Genomic DNA, 24,083 nt, shown 5'->3' on the forward strand with positions numbered 1-24,083 from the left:
TTAGTATTAGAAATGTTACACTGAATGTTTCTACTTCGCTCAATGTAAACTTAGTCGAAGTGTTTAAATCAATTGTTCATATTTGCTAAATTTAGACATAATTTGTAACTTCGAAAAAAGATTTTGTAATGAATGTCAGTTTTACAAAAAAGCAGGAAGAATATATTTCAAAACAAATAGAATCGGGCGATTTTCAAAATGCAAGTGAAGTTGTGCGGGATGCTTTACGCCTTCACGAAGTTTATCGGCATAAAGTAATTCAAGATTTGAAACTTGAGATCGAAAAAGGCTGGAATAATGAATCGAGTTCCCGTTCTGTAAAAGATATAATCCAAGCCAAAAAGCAAAAGAAAAATAATGTCTAAAGAATTCTATATTTTATCTGAAGCTGCTGATAAAGATTTAGAAGACATTTTTGATTATACTTTGGAAGAATTCGGTTTTGACCAGGCGGAAAAATATCTTTTAGAAATCGAAGAAATTTTTCAAAAGTTAATTCTAAATCCGCAATTAGGGAAAAAGCGGCATGAAATAAAAAAAGGTTTATACAGTTTACCAAAAGCCAATCATATTATTTTTTATCGGATTTTGGATAATCATATCAGAATTGTTAGAGTGCTTCACGGAAGCCGGGATGTTCCAAAATATTTTTAATAATGTGATTTCTTAGACAGAAAGGCTTCGGCTCCGCTCAGCCTGACAGCGCTAAATCTTTCAAACACTACAACTCTCAAATCTTCCAACTCTACAACTTAACAATGACAACTCTTCTCTACGACGGCAGTTTCGATGGACTTTTTACAGCGATATTTGAAGTTTTTGAATATCGTTATAAAGACGTGGAAATCCGAAACCGGGAAAATTTTGTTCAGGAAAATATGTTTGCGGAGATCCACGAGGTTGTAACACAGCAGGAAAAATCTGAAAGAGTTCTCAATAAACTGGAAAAAAGTATCGGAAAATCGGGAATTAATGATTTGCTGCGTGTATACCTTTCTGAGGATAATGAATTAGAGAAATTGATTTTATCCGTGGTGAAGCAATCTGTGACATTCCCGGAAGAAAATGTTCTGAAAAATTTTGCGAATGATGATATTTTGAAAATTGCTAAAATCTGCAAATCTGTAAGCAGAGAAAGACACAGAATGACTGCTTTCGTTAGGTTTGAGAAAATGCAGGACGATATTTATTTCGCAAAAATTAATCCGGATTTTAATGTCTTACCTTTAATCAGAAAACATTTTAAAGACCGATATGCGGATCAAAAATGGATGATTTATGATTTGCGACGACATTACGGATTGTTCTACGATTTGGAAAACTGCGATTTTTTTTATCCTGATGAAAGATTAGATTTTAACCAATACCAGCAAAAATTTCACGAGGAAGAAAGAAAATACCAAACCCTTTGGCAAAGCTATTTTACTAAAACGAATATTAAAGAACGAAAAAATACAAAGCTTCACATTCAGCATGTTCCGAAAAGATATTGGAAATATCTTACGGAGAAATGGTAATTCCAATATTGGTCATTCAAAAAGCAATATTGTATTACATTACAAAAATTTATACAGAAGTTCGTTATATAAAATCAATTTGTTTCTATTTTTGCAATAAATAAAAAAATATGTTGAATATCCAAAGTTTCGTTTTCAATTTTGCCAGTGAGAATACATACATTATTTATAATGATAATAAAAATGCATGGTTGATTGATCCCGGAAATATGAATGCAAAAGAAACTCATACAATTGAAAAATTCGTTTTGGATAACGGACTGAATATTCAAAAAATTCTGCTTACACATGCTCATATTGATCATATTTTAGGACTGCAGTGGGCTTTTGACACTTATAAAGTTCCTGTTCTGATGCATAAAGAAGATAAAGAAGTATTGGATATGTTCCAGATCAGCGGCATGAGATTCGGAATTGATCTCGAACACATCAATGTAGATCTTCAATACATTGAAGAAGGAGATAAGCTTGAGCTTGACGGAGAAGTTTTTACGGTGTATCACGTTCCTGGACATTCGCCGGGAAGTGTTGTTTATCATAACAAAATTCAGAAATTTATTATTTCCGGTGATGTTCTGTTTGAAGGGAGTATCGGAAGAACAGATTTATACAAGGGTAACTATGAACAGCTTATTGACGGCATCAAGTCTAAACTTTTTGCTTTAGATGACGAAACAAAAGTTTTTTCCGGACATGGAAATCCTACGAAAATCGGATTTGAGAAGGAGTACAATCCGTTTTTTAAATAACTCCAGTAAAATTAAATATCAATTAATATTGCAATTTCAGGCATAATAAATTTCATTTTTCAGCAATCTTAACTGTATTATATAAAATTAGAAATAAGATTTTATGAAGATTCATTTTTCCATCCTATTTATTTTTCTGTGGTTTCTTGGCAAATCTCAGATAAAAAACAACCAAAACGATACATTCGTAAAGGATAATTTCACTAAAAGAGAGTTTTATATTCCAATGAGAGACGGAGTTAAGCTCTTTACTTCAGTATACATTCCGAAAGACATTTCAAATAAAAATAAATATCCATTTTTGATGCAGCGTACTTGTTACAGCATTGCACCTTACGGTGAAAACGAATACAAAACCAAACTGGGTCCTAATCAATTTCTTATGAAAGATAAATACATTTTTGTTTTTCAGGATGTAAGAGGAAGATACATGAGTGAAGGAACTTTTACCAACATGACTCCGCAGGTAGATCGCACATCTAAAAAAAATGTTGACGAAAGCACAGATACTTACGATACTATAGAATACCTTTTAAAAAACATTAAAGATAATAACGGAAAAATTGGTCAGTACGGAATATCATATCCTGGTTTTTATACAGCCGTAGGAACTCTTTCTCAGCATCCTGCTTTGGTGGCATCATCACCTCAGGCTCCGATTTCTGATTTCTGGAATGATGATTTTCTTCACAATGGCAGATTTATGCTGGGATATTTCAGGACTTTCCCTGTATTCGGAGTTCAGAAAACAAAACCTGAAAATAAAGCCTGGTACACCGATTCAATGATTAAAACATTTTCTGAAGACGGTCTTAAATTTTACAGAGAAATGGGAACTTTAAAAGATGGATATGAAAAATATTACAAAAATAATTTTTTCATGACAGCAATTATGAATCATCCCAATTACGACGATTTCTGGCAAAAAAGAAATCTGCTGCCCCACCTGAAAAACATCAGTCATGCGGTGATGACTGTGGGAGGATGGTTTGATGCCGAAGATCTTTCCGGACCGCTGAATATTTATAAAACCATTGAAAAAACAAGTCCAAAAGCCAAAAACACTATCGTAATGGGTCCCTTCTCTCACGGAGGATGGTCCAGAGAAGATGGAAAACATTTTCATAATCAAATTTATTTTGGCGACAGCATCGCAACCTATTATCAGAAAAACATCGAAACAAAATTTTTCACTCATTATCTGAAAGGAAATACGAAACAAGATGCGGGTTTACCTGAAGCTTTAATGTATGACACCGGAGCAAAAGAATGGCGTGAGTTTTCGGTTTATCCGCCAAAAGAATCAAAAAAACTACAGTTTTATCTAGCGGGAAAAACATTAGGAAACAAATCCGGAACAGGTTTTTCAGAGTACTACAGTGATCCTGAAAACCCTGTTCTCAGCTCGGTCAGTCTAAAAGATTTCAATGGCTTCACTCCGAAAAATTACATGTCTGAAGATCAAAGATTTGCTGTGGGAAGACCCGATGTCCTCACTTTTACTACTGATGTTCTTACAGAAGATCTCACTTTTGCCGGAGAAATTATGGCAAAACTGAATATTGCCTCTACATCAACAGACGCAGACTTTGCGGTAAAACTGATTGATGTATATCCTGAAGATTTCAAACCTGCGGAAAAGAAAGAAGGTGTTATCTATGGAAATTACCATCAGATGGTAAGAAGTGAAATTATGCCTGCAAGATTCCGAAACTCCCGTGAAAAAGCAGAAGCAATTATTCCAAACCAAAAAACAGCCGTTAATTTCAGGTTACAGGATGTTGTTCATACCTTTAAAAAAGGGCATAAAATTCAGATTCAGATCAGCTCAACATGGTTTCCTTTATTTGCGATAAATCCGCAAAAGTTTATGGAAAATCCAAATTTTGCTACCAAAGAGGATTATACAAAGGCTTTTGTTAAGATTTTTGAAGACAGCATGATTGAAGCAGATGTTTTAAAGTAAATATTTTAGGCAACAAATTAATCTCAGCTTGTGACGGATACAGTCTTAGATTAAAGTTAATAAACAAAAAAGAGACTGTTCTTTTGCAGTCTCTTTTATTTTTGTTTAAACTTATTTTCCTGAAGCACTTTTCTGACCGTAATTTTTTTGATATTCCTTTACCGTCTTCCCTTTCCCGTCATGTCTCCATCCCGGAGCATTAAAAATGTAATTAATTCTGTCTGAAAACTTTAATCCCGGCTGTCTGAGATCTTTCCATATTTTGCGCCATTCATAAAAAAGAACAGTATCCGGCTTGTTGTCGGGCATTTTAGGATAAATCCCGAATTTTACAGGAGTTTGAGGATCTTCTTTCTCAAAAGTTCCAAATATTTTATCCCAAACAATAAGGCACATTCCCATATTTCTGTCCAGATATTTGATATTGCATGCGTGATGAACCCTGTGATGTGAAGGTGTTACCAAAATATACTCTAAGATTCCCAGACTTTTTACCGTTTGTGTATGAACCCATGTTCCGTATACTTGACCGATAGCATAAACAACCATGATATGCCAAGGATTAAAACCCAAAAACGCTAACGGACAAAAATATAAATATCTGTATAAAGGCTGTAAAACCGGACTTCGGAAACCCGTCGTAAGATTGAAATAATCTGAATTGTGATGAGTAATATGAACTGCCCAAAAGGCTCTCGAATGATGGTCTACATAATGCAATACATAATAGGCAAAGTCAGTGAGTACAAAACAGATCAGCCAATACCAGATGGTAAATTCCCAAGTAAAAAAACTTAGATTATAAAAAAAGAACATCACTGTCATTGCGAAGACTTTCATGACAAGATCTAACCCAAAATTCATCACAGCAAGACAAACGCTTGTTGCAACATCTTTCCCGTTGTATAATTTAGCTTCAGAATAATGACTATAAATCATCTCAGCCAAAATTACAGTAACAAGAATGGGAATTGACCAGGCATAAACACTTTCCAGACCATCTTCTCCCATAAAAAAATCCATCATTATTATTCGCTATTTTTACAAATGTAGAATTTTATGGAAATACCATAAATTCTTTTTTACTATTTTAATGAAAATTTAATCGAAAATTGATCGAAGAGATTTCAAAATGTATTAATATTCCTAACGTTTCTCAAAGTTTATATTACTTTGACTCAATGTATTCGACTGCACGCTTTGTGCTAAGATGATATTTAGTGTAGAAAACCCAATATTTTCCAGTAATACGATCCTTTTTAAATATCAGATCATCACCAGAAGGTAAAACAGTAACTCCATACGTTTTTCCCTCAAAATAATATTTTTGAGAAGAAACTGTTAAAGTTAAAAGATCAGATGTAGTGATAAAATTATTTTTCTCCAGTTTAAGACGGTTATGTTTCAAATCCGAACAGATTTCATCAGCAATTGAATGACAAAGTCTGTTGTCAGCAAAAAAGAATAATGGAAAGCTTAAGAAAAAGAATACACTCTTTAAGCTGTCTTTCTTTTTAATCTTGTCGTAAATAAAGTATATAAATGAAAATATTATGAAAACTACGCTGAAATAGAACAAGCACAGCCAAAAGAAAGTCATTACTCTGCGGATTTATTTGCCAATTGTCCGCACGCAGCATCAATATCTCCACCACGGCTTTTTCTTACTACACAGACAATACCTGCATTTTCAAGCTGACGGATATAGTTTTCTTCAGCCTGCTTATTGCACTGATCGTATTTTCCGTCACCGATAGGATTATACTGAATTAAGTTAACTTTTGAAGAAACCTGTCTGCAATATTTAATTAATGCTTTAATATCTTCATCGCCGTCATTAATTCCTTTCCATACACAATATTCAAAGGTAACAACAGAACCTGTCAGCTTATACCAATACTGTAGAGCCTCCATAATTTCCGTTAGTGGAAATTTATCAGAGAAAGGCATAATTTCATTACGCTTAGATTCAATGGCCGAATGAAGAGACAACGCTAACTTCACCTTCAGTCCTTCATCTGCCAACATTTTGATCATTTTAGGAATTCCGGATGTAGAAACGGTAATTCTTCGTGGTGACATTCCCAAACCTTCAGGCTGGGTAATTTTTCTGATGGCTTCCACCACATTTTTATAATTCATCATCGGCTCTCCCATTCCCATGAAAACGATGTTGGAAAGCGGTCTGTTAAAATACATTTTGCTCTGACTGTCGATCAAAGCAACCTGATCTACAATTTCGGCAACTTCTAGATTCCTCATTCTTTTGAGTCTTGCTGTAGCACAGAACTCGCAGTTCAAAGAACATCCTACCTGTGAAGAAACGCAGGCTGTTGTCCTGGTTTCCGTCGGAATCAAAACAGATTCTACCAATAATCCGTCATGAAGTTTTACACCATTTTTTATGGTTCCGTCTGTACTTTTTTGCAGTAAATCTACTGAAACAGGATTAATGATATATTCCTCAGAAATTCTATCCCGAAGCTGTTTTGAAAGATTGGTCATCTCATCAATTGAATGAAGATTTTTACTCCACAGCCAATCATAAACCTGTTTCGCACGAAAAGGTTTTTCTCCCAAAGAAACAAAGTAATCTTTGAGCTGATCTAGTGATAAAGTTCTTATGTCTTTCATTTCAGTTGATCGGTTATAGATGACAGGTTGCAACTAAACTAATACCTGCAACCTGTACCTATTATCTTTTTATAGAATTAACATTGCATCTCCGTAAGAGTAGAATTTATATTTTTCTTTTACAGCTTCTTCGTATGCATGCATAACAAAATCTTTACCTGCAAACGCAGCAATCATCATGATTAACGTAGATTTTGGCGTATGGAAATTTGTAATCATAGAATTAGCAATTCCAAAATCATGTGGAGGATAAATAAATTTATTTGTCCAACCTTGAAATGCAGATATTTTTTTATTTGAAGAAACTGATGTTTCAATAGCTCTCATTGTTGTAGTTCCTACAGCACATACTCTTCTGTTTTCCTGCACGGCTCTGTTAATGATTTCAGCATTTTTCTCATCAATAATCACTTCTTCAGATTCCATTTTGTGCTTAGAAAGATCTTCAACCTCAATGGGGTTGAATGTTCCCAAACCAACGTGAAGGGTAATTTCAGCAAAGTCAACTCCTTTTATCTCAAGTCGCTTCATCAAATGTTTTGAGAAATGCAGACCAGCAGTAGGTGCCGCAACAGCTCCTTCAATTTTTGCATAAATAGTCTGATATCTTTCTGCATCTTCCGGCTCAACCTCTCTTTTGATATATTTAGGAAGCGGAGTTTCCCCCAGCTCTTTCAATTTAGCTCTGAATTCTTCGTAAGACCCATCAAATAAAAATCTTAATGTTCTACCTCTTGAAGTAGTATTGTCAATTACCTCAGCTACCAAAGATTCATCTTCGGTAAAGAATAATTTGTTGCCAATTCTTATTTTTCTTGCAGGATCTACCAAAACGTCCCAAACACGAGTTTCCTTGTCTAATTCTCTTAAAAGAAAAACTTCAATTTTTGCTCCTGTCTTTTCTTTGTTTCCGTAAAGACGGGCAGGAAAAACTTTGGTATTATTGAAAATGAACAAATCTTTTTCGTCGAAATAATCAACTACATCTTTAAAAAGTTTATGCTCAATGGTTTCAGTTTTTCTGTTGAGAACCATTAATCTTGCTTCATCTCTGTGCTCTGAAGGGTGTTCTGCCAACAACTCAGCAGGAAGGTCGAAATTAAAATCGGATGTCTTCATTTTTTAAATTACGGTTTAAAAATTATGTAAAATTACAGACTGTAATTTTTTGGAGGTGCAAATATACGATATTTTGAAGGGGTTTGTCAAGTTTTTGTTTTTTGAGAATAAATGGGTTCTAAACAAATTCCAATATCTTCCTCCAGTCATCTAATTTCTTTTCAAAAGAAATAGAAATAGTGTGCAGCGGATTTTAACATTCTAAAAATAAACTTTACAGTTTTCAGTTATTTAGATGCTTTAGCATAATCACTATCAGCTAGGATTTTTAGGTTAATTTTTTCACATTTTGAAAAATCATCATGCATAATTACACCATTTTTATAATCTGTCGTGACTTCTACTATTCTGTAGTACTCAGAATCTAACTTTGATAGTAACGCATCATAAACCTTAGAATGAATATTAGGAGTAAGATCCATAAACACAACTTTAGGCATTGGGTAGGAAGTTTTTTCAACCAAAATTTTTATTTCTAAATTTGATTTACCATTTTTAAGAGATTTAAAAGTTTTAATTAAAAATGTATTTTCTGAAAGTTTAGTCGCATCTGCCCTTCTTACTATAATCTCATCAGAATAAATTTTTATTGGATAAATTTGATCTAATTTTAAACTTGAAAATTTGCTTTCCTGATTTATTGAGTAAGAATATAAATTACTTAACTTAAAATCATATAACAAAAAACTACGATTAGGTTGCTTTGAAAAAAAATAATCATAACCAATAATATCTTTATTTATTGAATTGAAATAAATAATATTTGTTCGCTTATTCCCCTTGTAACTGCCTTTAAGTTGAGTTTCAGAATTGTAACATTTATAATCGAAATGATACTCCTGTGAAAATACAACGCTTGAAACAAAGCAAAACAACAGTAAAAACTTTTTCTTCATCGTAAATTATCTTATTTGTGAACTACAAATATATATTTTTTTAACAGTAAAATTGAAATTTATAAATAATTCAATATCTTCCTCCAGTCATCTAATTTCTTTTCAAAAGAAATAGTGTGCAGCGGACTTGTTGACGGCAATAAATAAAATGGTATAAGAGGACTTTTACCTAACATTTTCTGCGAATTTTTGTAAGATTTGCCTCCGTTACAGAATATTGCTTGAATATTAGGATATTCTTGAAGAAGTTCCGGGATCTGATTGGCTTCCTCGTTTTTAATTTCAGAATCCAAACTGCCTTTTCTTTCGCAGGAATCAATAACGTCCCATAATGCAATGTGATGTTTCTTCAGAACATTAATCCTTTGAACATAATCTTCTGTAAATTCTTCATTAAACAACTCAAAAATAATTTTCCAGAATTTATTTTGAGGATGACCGTAATATTGCTGTTTTTCCAAAGATTTTACACCGGGAATTGATCCTAAAATTAAAATTTTAGAATTAATGTTTATAATTGGAGGAAATGATGAGATCCGGTTTTGCATAATTTAATACGAAATTTGGTATTAACCTGAGATTCTGAAAACAAAAAGCGGGCTAAAGCCCGCCTCTGTTGATTATATCTTGTGTTAAACTTTGATATAAAACCACCCCGTCAAAAATTCTACGAATTATTGACACCCCTCCAAAGGAGGGGAATTTTCGTTTAATTGTAATTATAAAGTTTCTTTCAGCCAGTCAAAAAATTCTCTTTGCCAAACCAAACCATTTTGAGGATGTAAAACCCAATGATTTTCGTTCGGGAAATACACAAATTTAGATTTTAGTCCTTTCAGTTTTGCTGCCTGAAAAGCCTCCTGTCCCTGTTCATAGCCCACTCTGAAATCAATTCCGCCCTGAATAATCATGATTGGTTTATTCCATTGATCTACAAAATTGCTTGGGTTAAATTCTGTATAAGCTTTTGGAAGCGGTTTTTCCCAAGGTGAACCCAAATCCCAGTTGGCAAACCAAAGCTCTTCCGTTGTAAGATACCATGATTTCATATCAAATAAACCATCATGTGCAATAAAAGTCTTAAATCGGTTATTATGAATTCCCGCCAGCATAAATACACTATAACCTCCATAACTTGCACCAACAGCCGCTACTCTTTCACCATCTACATAAGGTAATGTTTTTGCAAAATCTGTAGCTGCCAAATAATCTCTCATGGGTTGTCCGCCCCAGTCTCTTGAGATTTCTTCGTTCCATTTTGTTCCCCAACCCGGCATACCTCTTCTGTTTGGCGCCACTACAATATAGCCGTTTGCTGCCATCAAAGAGAAATTCCATCTTGCGCTGAAAAACTGCGTCAATGCAGATTGAGGACCACCCTGACAATAGACAAGGGTAGGATATTTTTTATTCGGATCAAAATTTGGCGGATAGTGGAACCATACACCCATTTCTTTTCCGTCTGAAGTTTTCACCATTTTGAGCTCAGATTTTCCCTGAGCTAATTTCGCATAAACATCTCCGTTTGCATCGGTAACCTGCTTCAGTTCACCATTTTTCAGATTTACAGAATAAATTTCTGAAGCATGATTAATGTCTGTTTTTGAGACTAAAAGTGAGAGTTTCTGATCAGCAAAAATTTCATTAATATCAAAATTTCCTTTAGTAATCTGCTGAATTTTTGAACTTTTAGGATCTAAAGAAAATAGTTGTTTAGTTCCTTTAAAAGCTGCCGTAAAATAAATAGATTTAGAATCTCCGCTCCAGAATACATCACCGGTAACGCTTTCATCCCAGTTTTTTGTGAGATTTGAAGTTTTACCAGACTTCCAGTCCATCAGCTTAATGTCATTTTTATCGGCTTCGTAGCCGTCTCTTTCCATACTTTGCCAAACCAAAGACTTTCCGTCCGGACTAAACTTTGGATTAACATCATAGCCTTTGTTAGATTCAGTTAAGCTTTTAGTGGTTCCTGAAGCTAAATCATAAGCAAAAATATCGGTGTTTGTGCTTGCTGAGTACTCTTTCCCACTTTTTGGTTTTGTAACATATAAAAGCTGTGAAGAATCCGGGCTAAAGATAAAATCTTCTGCTCCTCCGAAAGGTCTTTGCGGAGAATCCCACATTTTATTTTCCAGTAAATCTTTTGCCGAATCTACATTCGAAGAAACATCAACCACGAAAACATGATTGTATTTCCCTTCATTAAAATAATCCCAGTGTCTGTGATTCAAATCGGTATAAACTTGCGCTGTAGTTTTTGGAGTATCAGAATATTTGTCTTTACCCATTACTTTTTCTACCAAAACCTGCTTGCTGAAAGCTATTTTCTTTCCGTCCGGAGAAACAACAATATTATCAACTTCACCAACAGTATAAAATTCGGTCCAGGTTTTTCCGTTATCTTTTGAAAGATGAATTTTCTCGCCTTCCTGAGCATAAAGTCCGTTTTTATCCCATTGAATCAAAGATTTTTTCCCTAAATCAATTTTCGCTGACTGATGATTAACAATATTTAAAAAATAATTTTCATTTTTTGTCTTTTCTGTTTTTAAATCAGTTTGTCCTATTTTATAAATAAGCGCAGCATGATCCGGAGAAACTGCCTGAACTCCGACTTTTTTTAAAGTCCAAAGAATTTCGGGCGTCATTACTTGTTGTGCGTTCATCAGAAGAGGAGCTGCGAAAGCCAGCAGACTGTGTTTCAATTTCATATTACATACATTTTTAAGATTTTGAATTAATAAAATTCAAAGATTGCCAAAGTTAATATTTAATACAAAACTATACGAATGAAAATTGAAAATTCGTTTCAAATCTGCTATTTGAGTCTTTAAATGAATTTAATTTCTGGAATCTACCTAAAAATCACTTATTACAAAAACTATAAATGAAAAATCCCGCTTACAACTGCGGGATTATATTAAAAAATAATTTCTTCGTTTTCTTCTTCATGATCATCTTCATTGTCGCTTCTGCTGTACAGCTTGTTTTCCTCATCAGGAATCTGGCTGATGATCTGCTCAAAGTTATCGTCATCTTCGGCTCCCGGAACATCCAATCCGTAAGGCATTTCATCATTTACATGATTGGGATTGGTAATAGGATTTCCATTTCCATCTAAAGGAATGTGCTTTTCTCTGTTGAAAATATCTTCTCCAGGATTATAATCCATTTCCTTTAGTTTTCTGTTTTGCTCATTAATATTATCTTCCATAATGCTATTTTTTTGGTATGAAAGTAACAAGACAAAAATGATTCCAATTACCTACAAGTTTTTATTTTAAACGAATCAGCTCTCCTTTTCTTTTCACTAAATTTTTATAATCCCATTGAATTTCTTTTGATTTCCTAAGCCAGCGGATAACATCTTCTTTATTAATTTCATTCAGATCATTATAAAATACTGATGCATCCTGAAATTTATTTCCTTTGCTATTCAATTGTTCTTCATCAAAAGATTTTCCGCTCCAAAACATCAAACGAACTCCATTTTTTGTTTACTGTAACCGACAATAGGATTTTCATCTAAAAACCAGACCGGATGTGAATGCCAGATTTTGCCTTCGGCTTCGTAAAGCTCATCACCAATCAATTCGGCAAGAAAACAACAAATCTCTTTGTCTGAACTTTGCTGACCTTCGTTATATTGATTAATTTCAGGATCTATCATCGCTACTGATTCGTATTATTGAGCATCGGAACAAATTTATAAGCTCCGAATTCTTCTTTTTCAATTTCCGTTGGCGAAATTTTGGTAAATCTGTACAAAACCTGTTCATCTGTCGGCCCCAAAGGAATCACCATTTTACCGCCCACTTTCAGTTGTTTTAAAAGCTCTGTAGGTAAAACTGAAGCTCCGCAGGTCACAATAATTTTATCAAAAGGAGCAAAAGTAGGAAGACCGGCAAAACCATCTCCGAAACTCTGAAACTTTGGGTAAAAATTCATTTCACGAAGTTTATTTTTAGAAAAATCAAACAAATCTTTTTGTCTTTCCACTGTATAAACCAAAGCTTCCATTGCAATTAAAACTGCCGTCTGATAACCGCAACCCGTCCCAATTTCCAAGACTTTTTCTCCAGGTTTAAGCTGCAGAAGTTCTGATTGCTCTGCTACCGTGGAAGGATGTGAAATTGTCTGATGCGCCAAAATAGGAAAAGCGCGATCTTCGTATGCGAAATCTTCAAAAATACTTTCGATAAAAAGATGCCTCGGAACAGCATTCATTGCAGCAAGAACATTTTCGTCAGAAATCCCGATTTTCCGTCTGAGATATTCAATCAAATTCTTTCTTTTCCCCTTGTGTACAAATGAATCTACCATATCACAAAAATAAGAAATTTTGTTATTTATTGACTGCCCTTAGTTGAAGGTTTTCAAATTTCTGATAACTGTCAACCAACAACAATCAACAAATTATTATCTTTACAAAAATTTGAAAACTATGTTAAAAGCAGGTTTGGTAGGAGCCGGACATTTGGGAAAAATACATTTAAGACTTCTGAATGAGTCTACAGAATATCAACTGATTGGATTTCACGATAAAGATGCAGAAAACGGAAGAAAACTGGAAGCCGAACTTGGCTACAGGTATTTTGAAAATTTTGATGATCTTCTGAATGAAATTGAAATGCTGGATATTGTAACTCCTACAATCTACCATTATGATTATGCATTAAAAGCTATTGAAAAAGGTCTTCACTTTTTTATCGAAAAACCAGTTACACAAACTCTGGAGCAGGCTCAGGAAATTGTGTCTCTTTGCAGAAAAAATGCTATTAAAGCTCAGGTAGGACATGTTGAAAGATACAATCCTGCCTTTATTGGTGCAAAAGATTATATTCAGAATCCGATGTTTATTGAAATTCACCGTCTTGCTGAATTTAATCCGCGCGGAACCGATGTTTCTGTGGTTTTGGATCTCATGATTCACGATTTGGATATTTTACTGAGTGTTGTAAAATCTCCTGTGAAAAACATTCACGCAAGCGGCGTATGTGTAGTAAGCAAAACACCTGATATTGCGAATGCAAGAATTGAATTTGAAAATGGCTGCGTAGCCAACCTTACTACTTCCAGAATTTCTATGAAAGCCATGAGAAAAAGCCGCTTCTTTCAAAAAGATGCTTATATTTCTGTTGATTTTTTAGAAAAAAAATCTGAAGTAATCCGCATGAAAGAAGCACCCGAAAATCCAACTCCATTTGATATGATTATTGAAAATGCGGAAGGTGAAAAAAATCAGATTTTATTTGAATATCCAAACATTCAGCCTAATAATGCTATTTTGGATGAACTAAATTCTTTTGCTAAAGCTATTACTGAAAATAAAAATGTAGAAGTTTCTCTGGAAGACGGAACCGAAGCTCTGAAAGTAGCTCTTGAAGTGATGAAACTGATCAGTTAATTATATTTTGATCCTTTTTTCTAAAAAAAAGACTGTACATCAATAATGTCTGAAAGAAGACATTTCCAAGAAATATAAGAATCAGCTGATATGAAGGCAAAGGCAGATAAAACGGCAGAAGCTTATTGAAAAAAACTGCCGGAGTGCTTATTATATAGTGAAGGAAATAGAATGGATACCTAAGGTATTGGTTTTCAAAATCTGTAAGAAAAGCGTTATATAATACAGAATAAATTACATCAAACAAAAGAATTGCGAGGTAAAGCAGAGAAAATTTTTTCATCTTTTGTCTGATGTAATTTTTATTTTAGAATTAATTAAAAGCCTCAATAATTTTAGAGAAATCTTCTACTTTAAGAGCTGCACCACCAATAAGACCACCGTCAATATCCGGTTGAGAGAAAATTTCTTTAGCATTATCCGGTTTTACAGAACCTCCGTAGAGAATGGAAATTTCTTCCGCAACTTCCTGTCCGTATTTTTCAGCAATACAGTTTCTGATATGTGCATGAATTTCCTGTGCTTGTTCCGGAGTTGCTGTTTCACCGGTTCCGATTGCCCAAACCGGTTCGTAAGCGATCACCACTTTTTTGATTTCTTCAGCTGAAAGTGTGAAAAGTGCAGTTTCTGTCTGGGTTTTTACCACATCGAGATGCTGCCCTGCTTTTCTTTGCTCTAAAGTTTCCCCATTGCAGTAAACAGGAACCAAACCTTTATCTAAAGCCAATTTTACTTTTTTATTGCAGCTTTCATCAGTTTCGCCATGATATTGTCTTCTTTCAGAATGACCAATCAGAGAGCCTGCTGCATCAATAGATTCAAGCATATCTGCAGAAATCTCGCCTGTGTAAGCTCCGCTTTCGTGTTCACTCATATCCTGAGAAAAAACTCCGACTTCATCTTTTTCAAAAATATCTTTTGCCATCATCAGATACAAAGAAGGCGGTGCGATCCAGACTTCGCAATTGGCAGCATTGTTATTCTTATAGCTTAATAACTGCATCATCAATTGTTGAGCATCAATGACGTTTTTGTTCATTTTCCAGTTTCCTGCAACTATTTTTCTTCTCATAGTTTATTGTATTGTTGTTTTAAATGACATTAATCCTGCTTTTTTCTTTAATCCAATTTCCAAAGATTTTTCAGAAGTCTGTAGAAAGTGTGTTCTTCATCCGTTACTACCTCATCCGCTTTTATTAAGGATTTTGCAAACTCAGCAAACTTAATGCGTTCGTTTTCCGTAGAATCTTCCAGAAAACAACGTGCATGAAATTCAAAATGGTCTTTCCATTCTTCAGGCTGAAGCAACGCTATAGTTTCAAGCTCATTATCCAAATTCATTTTGAAAGGAAATTCATCAGCAAGATAACGCTGAACCATCATTCCTTCTTCCGGCGCAAATTCCCCGTCTACAGAAGATAGAATCATTAACAAATGATAACCGGCTATTGATTTATTTGATTTATGCATTGTTTTATATTTAATTTTATGTTTAATATTTTTACGCAGTTAAAACTGAGAATTTATCATTCAGCCACCGTTTAGTCAACATAGTTTTTTGCAGGCTGTTTGTCTACAATTTTACCATTTTCCAAGACAACTACAAACGGATTGCTTCTGGCAATGGTTTTTATAGCCGTACCATCCATCAATGTATTTTTGATCATTTTGAAAGTAGCAGGATCGGTAGAAATTCCGTAGACCAAATTGGCTTTCTGAGCTTTCACCTTCGTTTCTACTTTAGTCAAAAGTTCTTTAGATACTTCTTTTGGATGATATGAAAAAACAAGAATTGCTTTTGGAGCATTGATGATCTCCTGTGTTAAATCTACTCCTGCCGGATCTTCAATTTTAAATTTCGCTATTTCAGATTTGTAACCTTCTTTTACCAAAACCGATTCGTTTTTCCCTTCTTCTATTTTCCACGGTGTGCCCTCTTCCCAATATTTAGATTCTTTCACATAATCATCCTGATTCACCCTGATTATTTCATTTGTCTTTGTGTTTTTCATGGAATAAAAAGTTTTGTAGACCGACTGGTTCTTGCTGATTTTTTCTTTCTCAGCTTTCAGATCTGTTCCTACTTTGTAATCTCTGAAGTCAATAATTGGCTCATTGATAATTCCATGAGCCATAATGAAGATCATTATTCCTGTGAAAATTCCGAAAAATACAGATTTAAACTTATTGTTTTCAGGCTTTTCGGTGTAAGCACCATATGAATCCTTTTTTACGAAATCTTTTCTATAGAGCACGAATAAAACAATTAAGCCTGCTAAAAGAACAATATCCTTCACAAAACTTTCCCAAGGTGTAAATTTTATAGCATCACCAAAACATCCGCAATCGGTGACTACATTATAATAAGCTGAATAAAAGGTGAGAAATCCGAAGAAAATACACAAGGCAATCAATGCAGAGAGTGTAAATCTGAGCTTCAATTTCAATAAAAGCATAAGTCCCAGAAAAAGTTCCAAAACCACAACAATTACAGAAAAAATAAGTGCAAATTTTTCCAGAAATGGCATATTGAAAACAGAAGGCGAAAAATATTCTTCCATTTTAAAAGAAAAGCCAACCAGATCTACCGCTTTTACAAATCCCGAAAGAATGAAAATAACAGCAATAATAAAGCGAAGTAAATTTTTTATCATTTTTAAATGGTTTTAGGTTCAGGTTTTTGTGTCTGTTCCGAAAATTTAATCAGGCAGAAAACTGCATAATTCAGCATATCAAAGTAATTGGCATCCAGACCTTCAGAAACCAGAGTTTTGCCCTTATTGTCTTCTATCTGCTTGGTTCGTAAAACTTTTTGATAAATTAAATCCGTAATAGATGAAATTCTCATATCCCGCCACGCTTCGCCGTAGTCGTGATTTTTCTTTTCCATCAAAGATTTAGCTTCAAAGGCATATTTATCGTAAAGCTGCAATATTTCTTCTTTATTTTCATTAAAATCATCCGAAAGCCCTTTTTCAAGCTGAATAAGCCCGATGATAGAATAATTGACGATTGCAACAAATTCCCCTTCCTCACTTTCATCAATCATTTTCACATCCGTCATCTGTAAAGTACGGATTCTGTTGACTTTAATATAAATCTGGTCAGTAATTGAGCTTGGGCGCAAAACCCTCCATGCTGCACCGTAATCCTGAAGTTTTTTACTGAATAAATCTCTGCATTCCGAGATAATTTCACCAAATTGTTCTGAAGTTTTTGACATACATTTCCTTAATCTTTCAAAGATACAAAATTTTGTTTTTCAAGACAGGAGATTGGGTTACAGAGTTAGATCATTTAAAATTTGAGAGCCTAAGCATTTGAAGTTTTTAAACTTCCCCTCCTTTGGAGGGCTGTCGAAAATTTCAGGGAAATTTTGACGGGGTGGTATACAATTAATCTTTAAATTAAAATTAATTCATCAAAAATATTAAAATATAAAAGCTGGTTGAGAGATAACCTTATTTAGCTTAATTTTGTTCAATAAAACCATCTGAACTGATGTCTCATAATAATCATTCTTTTTTGTCTTCTAATTTTCATTCAGTCAACTGCAATGGAAAACTGCTGGATCTGACTTCTCCAAAAATTATGGGAATTCTGAATCTCACTCCTGATTCTTTTTCAGACGGCGGTAAGTTTAATAATGAAAAATCTGCTTTGCTGCACACCGAAAAATTATTGAAAGAGGGTGCAGAAATTATTGATATTGGCGCACAGTCTACCAGACCAAAAGCAGAATTTCTTACCAGCGGTGAAGAAATAAAAAGAATCGGGAAAGTGATTTCCGAAATCAAAAAAAAGTTTCCGGAAGCTTTAATCTCATTGGACACTTTTTATGCCGAAACCGTACGTTTTGGTCATGATGAAGGAATTGATATTGTCAACGATATTTCCGGCGGTCAGTTTGATGAAAATATGCTGGATGCTGTTTCTGAAACCCAACTTCCATATATATTAATGCATATAAATCCTACTTATGAGACAATGCACGAAAAAATTATTTTTGATGATATTGCATTGAGGATCAATCTATATTTCACCAAAAAAATTCAGGAATTACTGATAAGAGGCATCAAAGATATTATTCTTGATCCCGGCTTCGGTTTCGGAAAAAAAGTTGAAGACCAGATGAAAATGATAGATGAAACACAGTTTTTTGGTTTCGGTCAGTTTCCTTTGCTTATTGGGATTTCGAGAAAATCTTTCATTTATAAACCATTGGGGAAATCCCCTTTACACATCAATGAAGAAACTCAAAAACTTCATCTAAAAGTTTTAAAACAAGGTGCAAAAATTCTACGGGTACACGATGTAGCAGAAGCAAGAAAAACGGTTGATGAGTTCTTGAAACTTAAGTAAAAAAAACTATAACTTAATCCGAAAGGTTTCTATAATGGCTTCTAACCTAAAATCCCAATAACTTCAGTTTAAACTGAATAGCAAAATTGTCTTTGAACTTGGCTGTGTTGTAATGCCCTACTCTGTAGAAAAAACCAAGATTGAACTGGGATGACAGAAAATTATTCCACTCCAGTCCCACCTCATTGTAAAGATGATTTAATTTTTTAAAATCAAACTGATGAAATTCAGGGTTTTTCATATCTCCGATAATTCCGCGATAGATCAAATCGAAACTTGAAACATTTTTGCCAAAACTTTTAAAATACCACGGTAATCTGTGGGTGAGATACGCTCCCACAAATTTGTCATTATAATATTTTCCGCCTTCCATGGTAGCAAAACCAAGATAGGAAGTAAGGTTAAAATTGAGTCTGCTATTTGCTTTTCCCAATCCGTTCATTGTAAAATTTTTCCATAACGGTGCGTCTCCAAACACGATTCCTCCATAGGCACGCAATCCTGTAACTCCTAATTTGGTTTTAAAATTGTGTACAAAAAGTGCATCCAGCCTGCTGAAATTGAAATCTCCGTCTAAAGACCTGAATCCCTGCTCGTAATTAAAATAAAACTCAGGAAGATTTTGCTCATAAGTATATTTACCATTTTGAGTCATAATATTTTTTGAGTTAGGAGAATATTTTAGAGTGATAATAGATGATGTAATATCAAATTCATTACCCAGACCTTTATAATTATAATCAAACTTTGCATCTTCTTTTGACTTTCTGGCTGCAATATTCAGGGTCAATCCGTTGGTAAGATCATTTTCATAACTTAGTTTAAAGCCTTCATAACCGTAAAATACTCCGTTGTTGAGTGCAACACCGGAATTCATGATTCTCATTCTGAAATTCCATAAATTTTCTGAGAAACGTCCTGCAGCCATTACATCATTGAAATATTCTGCACGAAAAAAAGAATTTTTCTCTGTCGTAGTACGGATATCAACCCCTGCTCCAAACTTGAATTTCTTATCATAAATACCGTAAGCAAAATATGCATCCGGGGAAATATATCTGCTGAATTTTTCATTCAGTTTCACGCCTGCACCTAAACGGAAATGCTCATATTTGTTATATCCAACAATTCTGGCAAGATCAAAATCCAGCATTCCCAGTCTGATTTTACCTTTCAGCAATCCTGTTAATGCCTTTGCTTTCTGATCAAGTTTGTATCTGCTGCTCAGGCTGTCGATTTTTAGGTATGTTGTCTCTTCTCTTTGGGTTAAACTTTCTGTTCTGTATTGATTGATAATATTCCCGTCGGAGTTTTCGACTTCCATAGAATACCCTTTGAAATCCTGGGACTTTTCTTCAATAGGAGTTTTGAAATCGAAATAATCTGCTGTTACAAAAGCATACGTTCCAAATTGGCTTCTGGTCTGTTTTTCAGCTTCTTTTTCTTCTTTTGTTTTCTTTCCAGACTCTTCCTTGTTTGCAAACGAGGCTGCACCTAATTTAATTTTGTAATTTTCTTTTATCAGAAACCATTTATTATTGATGGGTTTCCAGATACTGGTGATGCTTCCCTCACTTTTAATTTTACTGTTGCTTTCAATTTTTTTTAATGCGTAGGTATCTTTATCTACATAGAGATAGCCGTTAAACTTTCTTTTATTGACTGGCTGCTTGTAATTAACTTCACGAAAACGGATCACATAATTTTCACGTCCGTCAATCTCAATAGAATCTGTGAGATAATAGCGGTAAAGATTTCTGTTTTCTTCTTTTATTTCTTTCGGAATATGATTTCTGTTGGATCGGAAAGCCATCAATTCGTAGATCGGCTCTTTCAGACCGGCAATCTTATTGTCCAGAACAATGGTTTTTTCGCCGTATTTTTTTGAGTATAAATTCTCCAATGCTCTTTCCCAAAGAAACATTTTACTTTCGCCCATCAGTTTCATCAGCCCGACTGATTGCAGAGAATCTTGTCTCTCCTGTTTTTTCATAGCTTGCTGAGGTAAATTTTTTAACGAATCTATCCGGTTGGCAATATAATTACTGTATGCCTTAATGCTGTCTTCATCAAAATCCAGAGATATTTTCTCATAAGATTTATAAGAATATGAATCTAAACTTTGTGGGGAATTTTCTTTATAATTATCATTGATTTTCCTTAGAATTTCCAATGCTCTCGGATCACTTTTATCCTGAAGAACCACTGTTTGAATTTCGCGGGTTTTTACATCTGTTCTGGTCATAAAAACTTCCATCAGTTTATCTACTACCGCATCATCATGGTAAAAACCTGCTGCAGAAACTTCCACTTTCTTACATTTCGTTTTGAAAACTAAAGTTCCCGACTGATCGGTTTTTCCAATCAACTGATTGTTGCATTTCACCACCGCTCCGGAAACCGCACTTTCATCAACTGCACTTTTCACCACAATTTTTGACTGCGAAAAAACGATACTGAATAATAAAGAAAATAAGATTGTAAAAATATTTTTCATAGAAACCTTTTTTCATAAGCATACATTCATCATGCTTACAAAGGTTTCTTCTGACAAAAAAAGTGCCGCAAATGATATGGTTTATGAGGAATTACAGACCGCTAGTTGAAACGTGCCATCTTATCGGCAAACTGTTTAGAAAATTCTTTCCTGTCTTCTTCCAGCTGTTCTGCATTTGCGGGAAGTATATAATTGAACAGAATTTTATCTTCAACATCCAGAAAAATGATTTCTTTTTCTTCGCCATCAATCATTTGAGCAAATACAGACCACATTGAAGTATCTTTAAGTCTTAATAATTCAAAAAACTGCTCGGCTTTTATTTCTATTTTTTTCATATTCTACTTTTAAGATTAATGGTTTGGCTTTAACCACCCCGTCAAAAATTCTAAGAATTTTTGACACCCCTCCAAAGGAGGGGAATTTTAAAACTCCAGAAGTTTTAATTTAAACTGTACAGCAAAGTTCTGTTTAAAATTATTGGTTGTATAATATCCTACCCGGTAAAAAAATCCGAGATTGAAGTACGAAGATAAAAAATTACTCCATTCCAGACCTACTTCCTGATAAAGACGATCCAGTTTTCTGAATCTGAAATCATGGTATTCCGGATGTTTCATATCACCAATGGTTCCACGGATCACAAAATCAAAGCTGGATACGTTCTGCCCTATACTTTTGAAGTACCACGGTATTTTATGGGTCAAATAATAGGCAATAAAACGGTCATTATAAAATTTTCCGCCTTCCAGAGTTGCAAAACCAAGATAGGAAGTCAGGTTAAAATTAATATCACGGCTCGGGGAAGCCAGTCCGTTCATTGTAAAATGCTTCCATATAGGTGCTTCGCCAAAAACTACACCTCCGTATAAGCGCAATCCTGTTCTTCCCAATCTGGTTTTGAAATTGTGTGCAAAAAGAGCATCAAAACGTGTGTAATTGAAATCTCCGCCAAAAACTTTTACACTCTGCTCATAATTAAAATAAAGCTCTGGATAATTCTGGTCAATTAAAGACTTTCCCTGCGGCGTCATAATATTGGTAGAGTTGGGAGAATATTTAAGAGTAACCAGCGTATTAAAATTTTCAAAAGCATCTCCTCTTCCCCGAAAATCATAGTCAAACTGCGCCGCTTCAAAATTTCTTCGGGCAGCAAAAGCCAGTGTCAAACCATTATTAATGTCATTCAGATATGATAAAGAAACGCCTTTGTACCGGTAAAATTTGTCATTGTTGATATTGTTTCCGTAATTCATCATCCGCATTCTGAATGTCCATAGCCTGCGGTAAAATTCACCCGAAGAATTGACATCATCATAATACTCAATCCTGAAAAAGTTGTTTTTTTCCAGAGAAGCTTTCATATCAAGACCAATTCCGTATTTCCATCGGTCATCTTTAAAACCGTAAGCAAAATAGTAATCCGGTGAAAAATACGCATTGAAATTTTCATTAAGCTTGCCCTTCAAACCTACTCTGAAACCTTCTGATAAATTGTAATTTACAATCTCACCAATATCAAAATCAAAGCTTCCTACACGAACCTGACCGTTGATTAAACCAGTCAGAACTCTGGCTTTTCTGTCGACATTATAAATCTTACCTAAACTGTCGATGGTTGCGTATGTATTCTCTTCCCTTACAGAAAGCGGTTCCTGACGATAAAGATCCAAGGTATGACCTGAAGTGTTTTTTACGGAAAAAGTATATCCTTTAAAGTCCGCGGAATTTTCTTCTATGGGAGAAGTATAATCAAAATATTTTGAGCTCAGAAATGCATACGCTCCGAAATTTCTTTTCTCTTCTTTGTTTTCTTCATTATTGGTGTATTCCTTCCCCAATTTCAGACGGCTGAGCCTGAGTTTCACATTTTCTTCCGCCAAAAACCATTTGCCATTAAAGTACGCCCAACTGCTTGTAATATATCCTTCATTTTTTTCTTTACTGGTGCTTTCAATTTTTTTGATTCCGAAAGTTTCTGCATCAATATAAATAGCTCCGCTGAATTTTCTCCTTTTCATCGGCTTCTTGTAATTGGCTTCCCTGAATCTGATCACCAGAGTTTTCCGTCCGTCAATCTGAACGCTGTCTGTAAGAAAAAAACGGTACAAGCCACGGTTTTCCTGTTTGATCTGTTCAGGAATCTTATTTCTGTTGCTTTGTAATGCGATCAGCTCATAAATAGGCTGTTTCAGACCGGAAATTTTATTGTCCAGAATATTGATTTTTTCGCCATATTTTTTTGAATAAATAAATTCCTGAGCCCTTTCCCATAGAAAAAGTTTGCTTTGGGAAAGAATTTTCTTTGATGACAGATCGCTGATGGAATCCCCGTTTTTATTTTTTCTGAAAAAACTGAGATTTCTGCTGAATATATTTCTGTAGGCTGCAATACTGTCCTGATCTATATCGAAAGATAATTTTTCGTAAGATTTATAGGCATAAGAATCTAAGCTTTCGGGAGAATTACTTTTGAAAAGCTTTTCTACTTTTCTTAAAATTTCCAACGCTTCAGGATCGCTTTTATCGTGAAGTATCACGGTTTCTATTGCCGTAATTCTGGATGAATTCCTGATCAGGGAAACGCTCATTGATTTTTCTACCGCAATATTTTCCGTATAAAATCCGCCGGCTTTGATCTGTATATCTCTGCATTTTGTTTTAAACTCCAAAAAACCGTGAGCATCAGTTTTACCTAAGACAATATTGTTACAGAAAATTTCTGCATCAGCAATCGGTTTATAATCATCTTCATTGAAAACGGTAATGCTTGATTGTGAAAAACCAAAAATAAAAACCAACAGAAATATGACAGAGATTCCCTTTTTCATACAAAAATGCTTGTCAAAAGTAGTAATATTTATATTGTCATAAAAGTTTAGCGAAACTAAGAGCCTGTTATTTTTTTTAATTAATCTTTCTTAAAATTATTT

At 34.3% G+C, this 24,083-nt stretch carries 25 protein-coding genes; 7 read left to right on the forward strand and 18 right to left on the reverse strand.

The genetic code is table 11. The annotated features are described in order from the left end of the window. The first annotated feature begins 128 nt into the window (after nt 1-128). From FNE73_RS05895 to FNE73_RS05915, 5 genes are all read left to right on the forward strand, one after another. Nucleotides 129-365: a type II toxin-antitoxin system ParD family antitoxin gene (locus FNE73_RS05895; RefSeq protein WP_143883860.1), complete on the forward strand. Its 237-nt coding sequence runs from the start codon at nt 129-131 to the stop codon at nt 363-365. Then, nucleotides 358-654, forward strand: a complete 297-nt coding sequence (locus FNE73_RS05900; protein ID WP_143883861.1) for a type II toxin-antitoxin system RelE/ParE family toxin — start codon at nt 358-360, stop codon at nt 652-654. Before FNE73_RS05895 ends, FNE73_RS05900 begins: the two co-directional genes overlap by 8 nt. Before the next feature lie 104 nt (nt 655-758). Then, nucleotides 759-1,517: a TIGR03915 family putative DNA repair protein gene (locus tag FNE73_RS05905; RefSeq protein ID WP_143883862.1), complete on the forward strand. Its 759-nt coding sequence runs from the start codon at nt 759-761 to the stop codon at nt 1,515-1,517. A gap of 110 nt (nt 1,518-1,627) precedes the next feature. After that, nucleotides 1,628-2,266: an MBL fold metallo-hydrolase gene (locus tag FNE73_RS05910; protein ID WP_143883863.1), complete on the forward strand. Its 639-nt coding sequence runs from the start codon at nt 1,628-1,630 to the stop codon at nt 2,264-2,266. Between the two features lie 103 nt (nt 2,267-2,369). Continuing rightward, nucleotides 2,370-4,232 (forward strand): CocE/NonD family hydrolase, encoded by a 1,863-nt coding sequence (locus FNE73_RS05915; RefSeq protein WP_143883864.1) that lies wholly within the window; start codon nt 2,370-2,372, stop codon nt 4,230-4,232. 111 nt (nt 4,233-4,343) lie between these two features. On the opposite strand, the gene FNE73_RS05920 is transcribed toward FNE73_RS05915, so the two are convergent. The 11 genes from FNE73_RS05920 to FNE73_RS05965 form a co-directional block, all read right to left on the reverse strand. Next, on the reverse strand, nt 4,344-5,258 hold the full coding sequence (locus FNE73_RS05920) for a sterol desaturase family protein (protein WP_143883865.1): 915 nt from the start codon (nt 5,256-5,258) through the stop codon (nt 4,344-4,346). Nucleotides 5,259-5,400: 142 nt separating this feature from the next. Continuing rightward, the gene (locus tag FNE73_RS05925; protein WP_143883866.1) at nt 5,401-5,640 is read right to left on the reverse strand and encodes a hypothetical protein; all 240 of its coding nucleotides are present in this window, start codon (nt 5,638-5,640) and stop codon (nt 5,401-5,403) included. A 191-nt stretch (nt 5,641-5,831) separates the two neighbouring features. Beyond that, entirely contained in the window at nt 5,832-6,866 is a 1,035-nt protein-coding gene (gene rlmN / locus FNE73_RS05930) for a 23S rRNA (adenine(2503)-C(2))-methyltransferase RlmN (protein WP_143883867.1), read from the reverse strand. A 69-nt stretch (nt 6,867-6,935) separates the two neighbouring features. Continuing rightward, complete coding sequence (queA, locus tag FNE73_RS05935) at nt 6,936-7,985, reverse strand: tRNA preQ1(34) S-adenosylmethionine ribosyltransferase-isomerase QueA (protein ID WP_143883868.1); 1,050 nt, start codon at nt 7,983-7,985, stop codon at nt 6,936-6,938. Nucleotides 7,986-8,212: 227 nt separating this feature from the next. After that, nucleotides 8,213-8,881, reverse strand: coding sequence for a hypothetical protein (locus FNE73_RS05940; protein ID WP_143883869.1), 669 nt, complete (start codon nt 8,879-8,881; stop codon nt 8,213-8,215). A 59-nt stretch (nt 8,882-8,940) separates the two neighbouring features. After that, complete coding sequence (locus FNE73_RS05945) at nt 8,941-9,429, reverse strand: DNA-deoxyinosine glycosylase (protein ID WP_143883870.1); 489 nt, start codon at nt 9,427-9,429, stop codon at nt 8,941-8,943. A gap of 171 nt (nt 9,430-9,600) precedes the next feature. After that, the gene (locus FNE73_RS05950; RefSeq protein WP_143883871.1) at nt 9,601-11,595 is read right to left on the reverse strand and encodes a S9 family peptidase; all 1,995 of its coding nucleotides are present in this window, start codon (nt 11,593-11,595) and stop codon (nt 9,601-9,603) included. A 209-nt stretch (nt 11,596-11,804) separates the two neighbouring features. Continuing rightward, nucleotides 11,805-12,098, reverse strand: a complete 294-nt coding sequence (locus tag FNE73_RS05955) for a hypothetical protein (protein WP_143883872.1) — start codon at nt 12,096-12,098, stop codon at nt 11,805-11,807. 61 nt (nt 12,099-12,159) lie between these two features. Next, nucleotides 12,160-12,360 (reverse strand): hypothetical protein, encoded by a 201-nt coding sequence (locus FNE73_RS16820; protein WP_228429893.1) that lies wholly within the window; start codon nt 12,358-12,360, stop codon nt 12,160-12,162. Next, nucleotides 12,360-12,554 carry a hypothetical protein gene (locus FNE73_RS16825; RefSeq protein WP_228429895.1) on the reverse strand — a complete coding sequence of 65 codons (195 nt, stop codon included), beginning with the start codon at nt 12,552-12,554 and terminating at the stop codon, nt 12,360-12,362. Before FNE73_RS16825 ends, FNE73_RS16820 begins: the two co-directional genes overlap by 1 nt. Nucleotides 12,555-12,556: 2 nt before the next feature. Beyond that, nucleotides 12,557-13,207, reverse strand: coding sequence for a protein-L-isoaspartate(D-aspartate) O-methyltransferase (locus tag FNE73_RS05965; RefSeq protein WP_143883873.1), 651 nt, complete (start codon nt 13,205-13,207; stop codon nt 12,557-12,559). A 121-nt stretch (nt 13,208-13,328) separates the two neighbouring features. Here FNE73_RS05965 and FNE73_RS05970 point away from each other — a divergent pair, with 121 nt between their 5' ends. After that, nucleotides 13,329-14,291, forward strand: a complete 963-nt coding sequence (locus tag FNE73_RS05970; RefSeq protein ID WP_089743228.1) for a Gfo/Idh/MocA family protein — start codon at nt 13,329-13,331, stop codon at nt 14,289-14,291. A gap of 313 nt (nt 14,292-14,604) precedes the next feature. On the opposite strand, the gene tpiA is transcribed toward FNE73_RS05970, so the two are convergent. The 4 genes from tpiA to FNE73_RS05990 all read right to left on the reverse strand — a co-directional run bounded on the left by tpiA (nt 14,605) and on the right by FNE73_RS05990 (nt 17,514). Continuing rightward, nucleotides 14,605-15,363 carry a triose-phosphate isomerase gene (tpiA, locus tag FNE73_RS05975; RefSeq protein WP_143883874.1) on the reverse strand — a complete coding sequence of 253 codons (759 nt, stop codon included), beginning with the start codon at nt 15,361-15,363 and terminating at the stop codon, nt 14,605-14,607. 47 nt (nt 15,364-15,410) lie between these two features. Next, entirely contained in the window at nt 15,411-15,761 is a 351-nt protein-coding gene (locus FNE73_RS05980; RefSeq protein WP_143883875.1) for a tellurite resistance TerB family protein, read from the reverse strand. Nucleotides 15,762-15,832: 71 nt separating this feature from the next. Further along, nucleotides 15,833-16,945: a BT_3928 family protein gene (locus FNE73_RS05985; RefSeq protein ID WP_143883876.1), complete on the reverse strand. Its 1,113-nt coding sequence runs from the start codon at nt 16,943-16,945 to the stop codon at nt 15,833-15,835. A gap of 2 nt (nt 16,946-16,947) precedes the next feature. Beyond that, complete coding sequence (locus FNE73_RS05990) at nt 16,948-17,514, reverse strand: DUF1599 domain-containing protein (RefSeq protein WP_143883877.1); 567 nt, start codon at nt 17,512-17,514, stop codon at nt 16,948-16,950. A 278-nt stretch (nt 17,515-17,792) separates the two neighbouring features. Between FNE73_RS05990 and folP the strand changes: the two genes are divergently transcribed. Next, a complete protein-coding gene (gene folP / locus FNE73_RS05995) occupies nt 17,793-18,653 on the forward strand; it encodes a dihydropteroate synthase (protein WP_228429897.1) in 861 nt (286 codons plus the stop codon). A gap of 46 nt (nt 18,654-18,699) precedes the next feature. Here the strand turns inward: folP and FNE73_RS06000 are convergent, their stop codons facing one another. From FNE73_RS06000 to FNE73_RS06010, 3 genes are all read right to left on the reverse strand, one after another. After that, nucleotides 18,700-21,150 carry a DUF5686 family protein gene (locus tag FNE73_RS06000; protein ID WP_143883878.1) on the reverse strand — a complete coding sequence of 817 codons (2,451 nt, stop codon included), beginning with the start codon at nt 21,148-21,150 and terminating at the stop codon, nt 18,700-18,702. 101 nt (nt 21,151-21,251) lie between these two features. Further along, nucleotides 21,252-21,488 (reverse strand): hypothetical protein, encoded by a 237-nt coding sequence (locus FNE73_RS06005; RefSeq protein WP_143883879.1) that lies wholly within the window; start codon nt 21,486-21,488, stop codon nt 21,252-21,254. Nucleotides 21,489-21,575: 87 nt separating this feature from the next. Continuing rightward, on the reverse strand, nt 21,576-23,981 hold the full coding sequence (locus FNE73_RS06010) for a hypothetical protein (RefSeq protein ID WP_143883880.1): 2,406 nt from the start codon (nt 23,979-23,981) through the stop codon (nt 21,576-21,578). Nucleotides 23,982-24,083: the final 102 nt, after the last annotated feature.

Source organism: Chryseobacterium binzhouense (genome assembly GCF_007474545.1).
Classification (GTDB): domain Bacteria; phylum Bacteroidota; class Bacteroidia; order Flavobacteriales; family Weeksellaceae; genus Chryseobacterium; species Chryseobacterium binzhouense.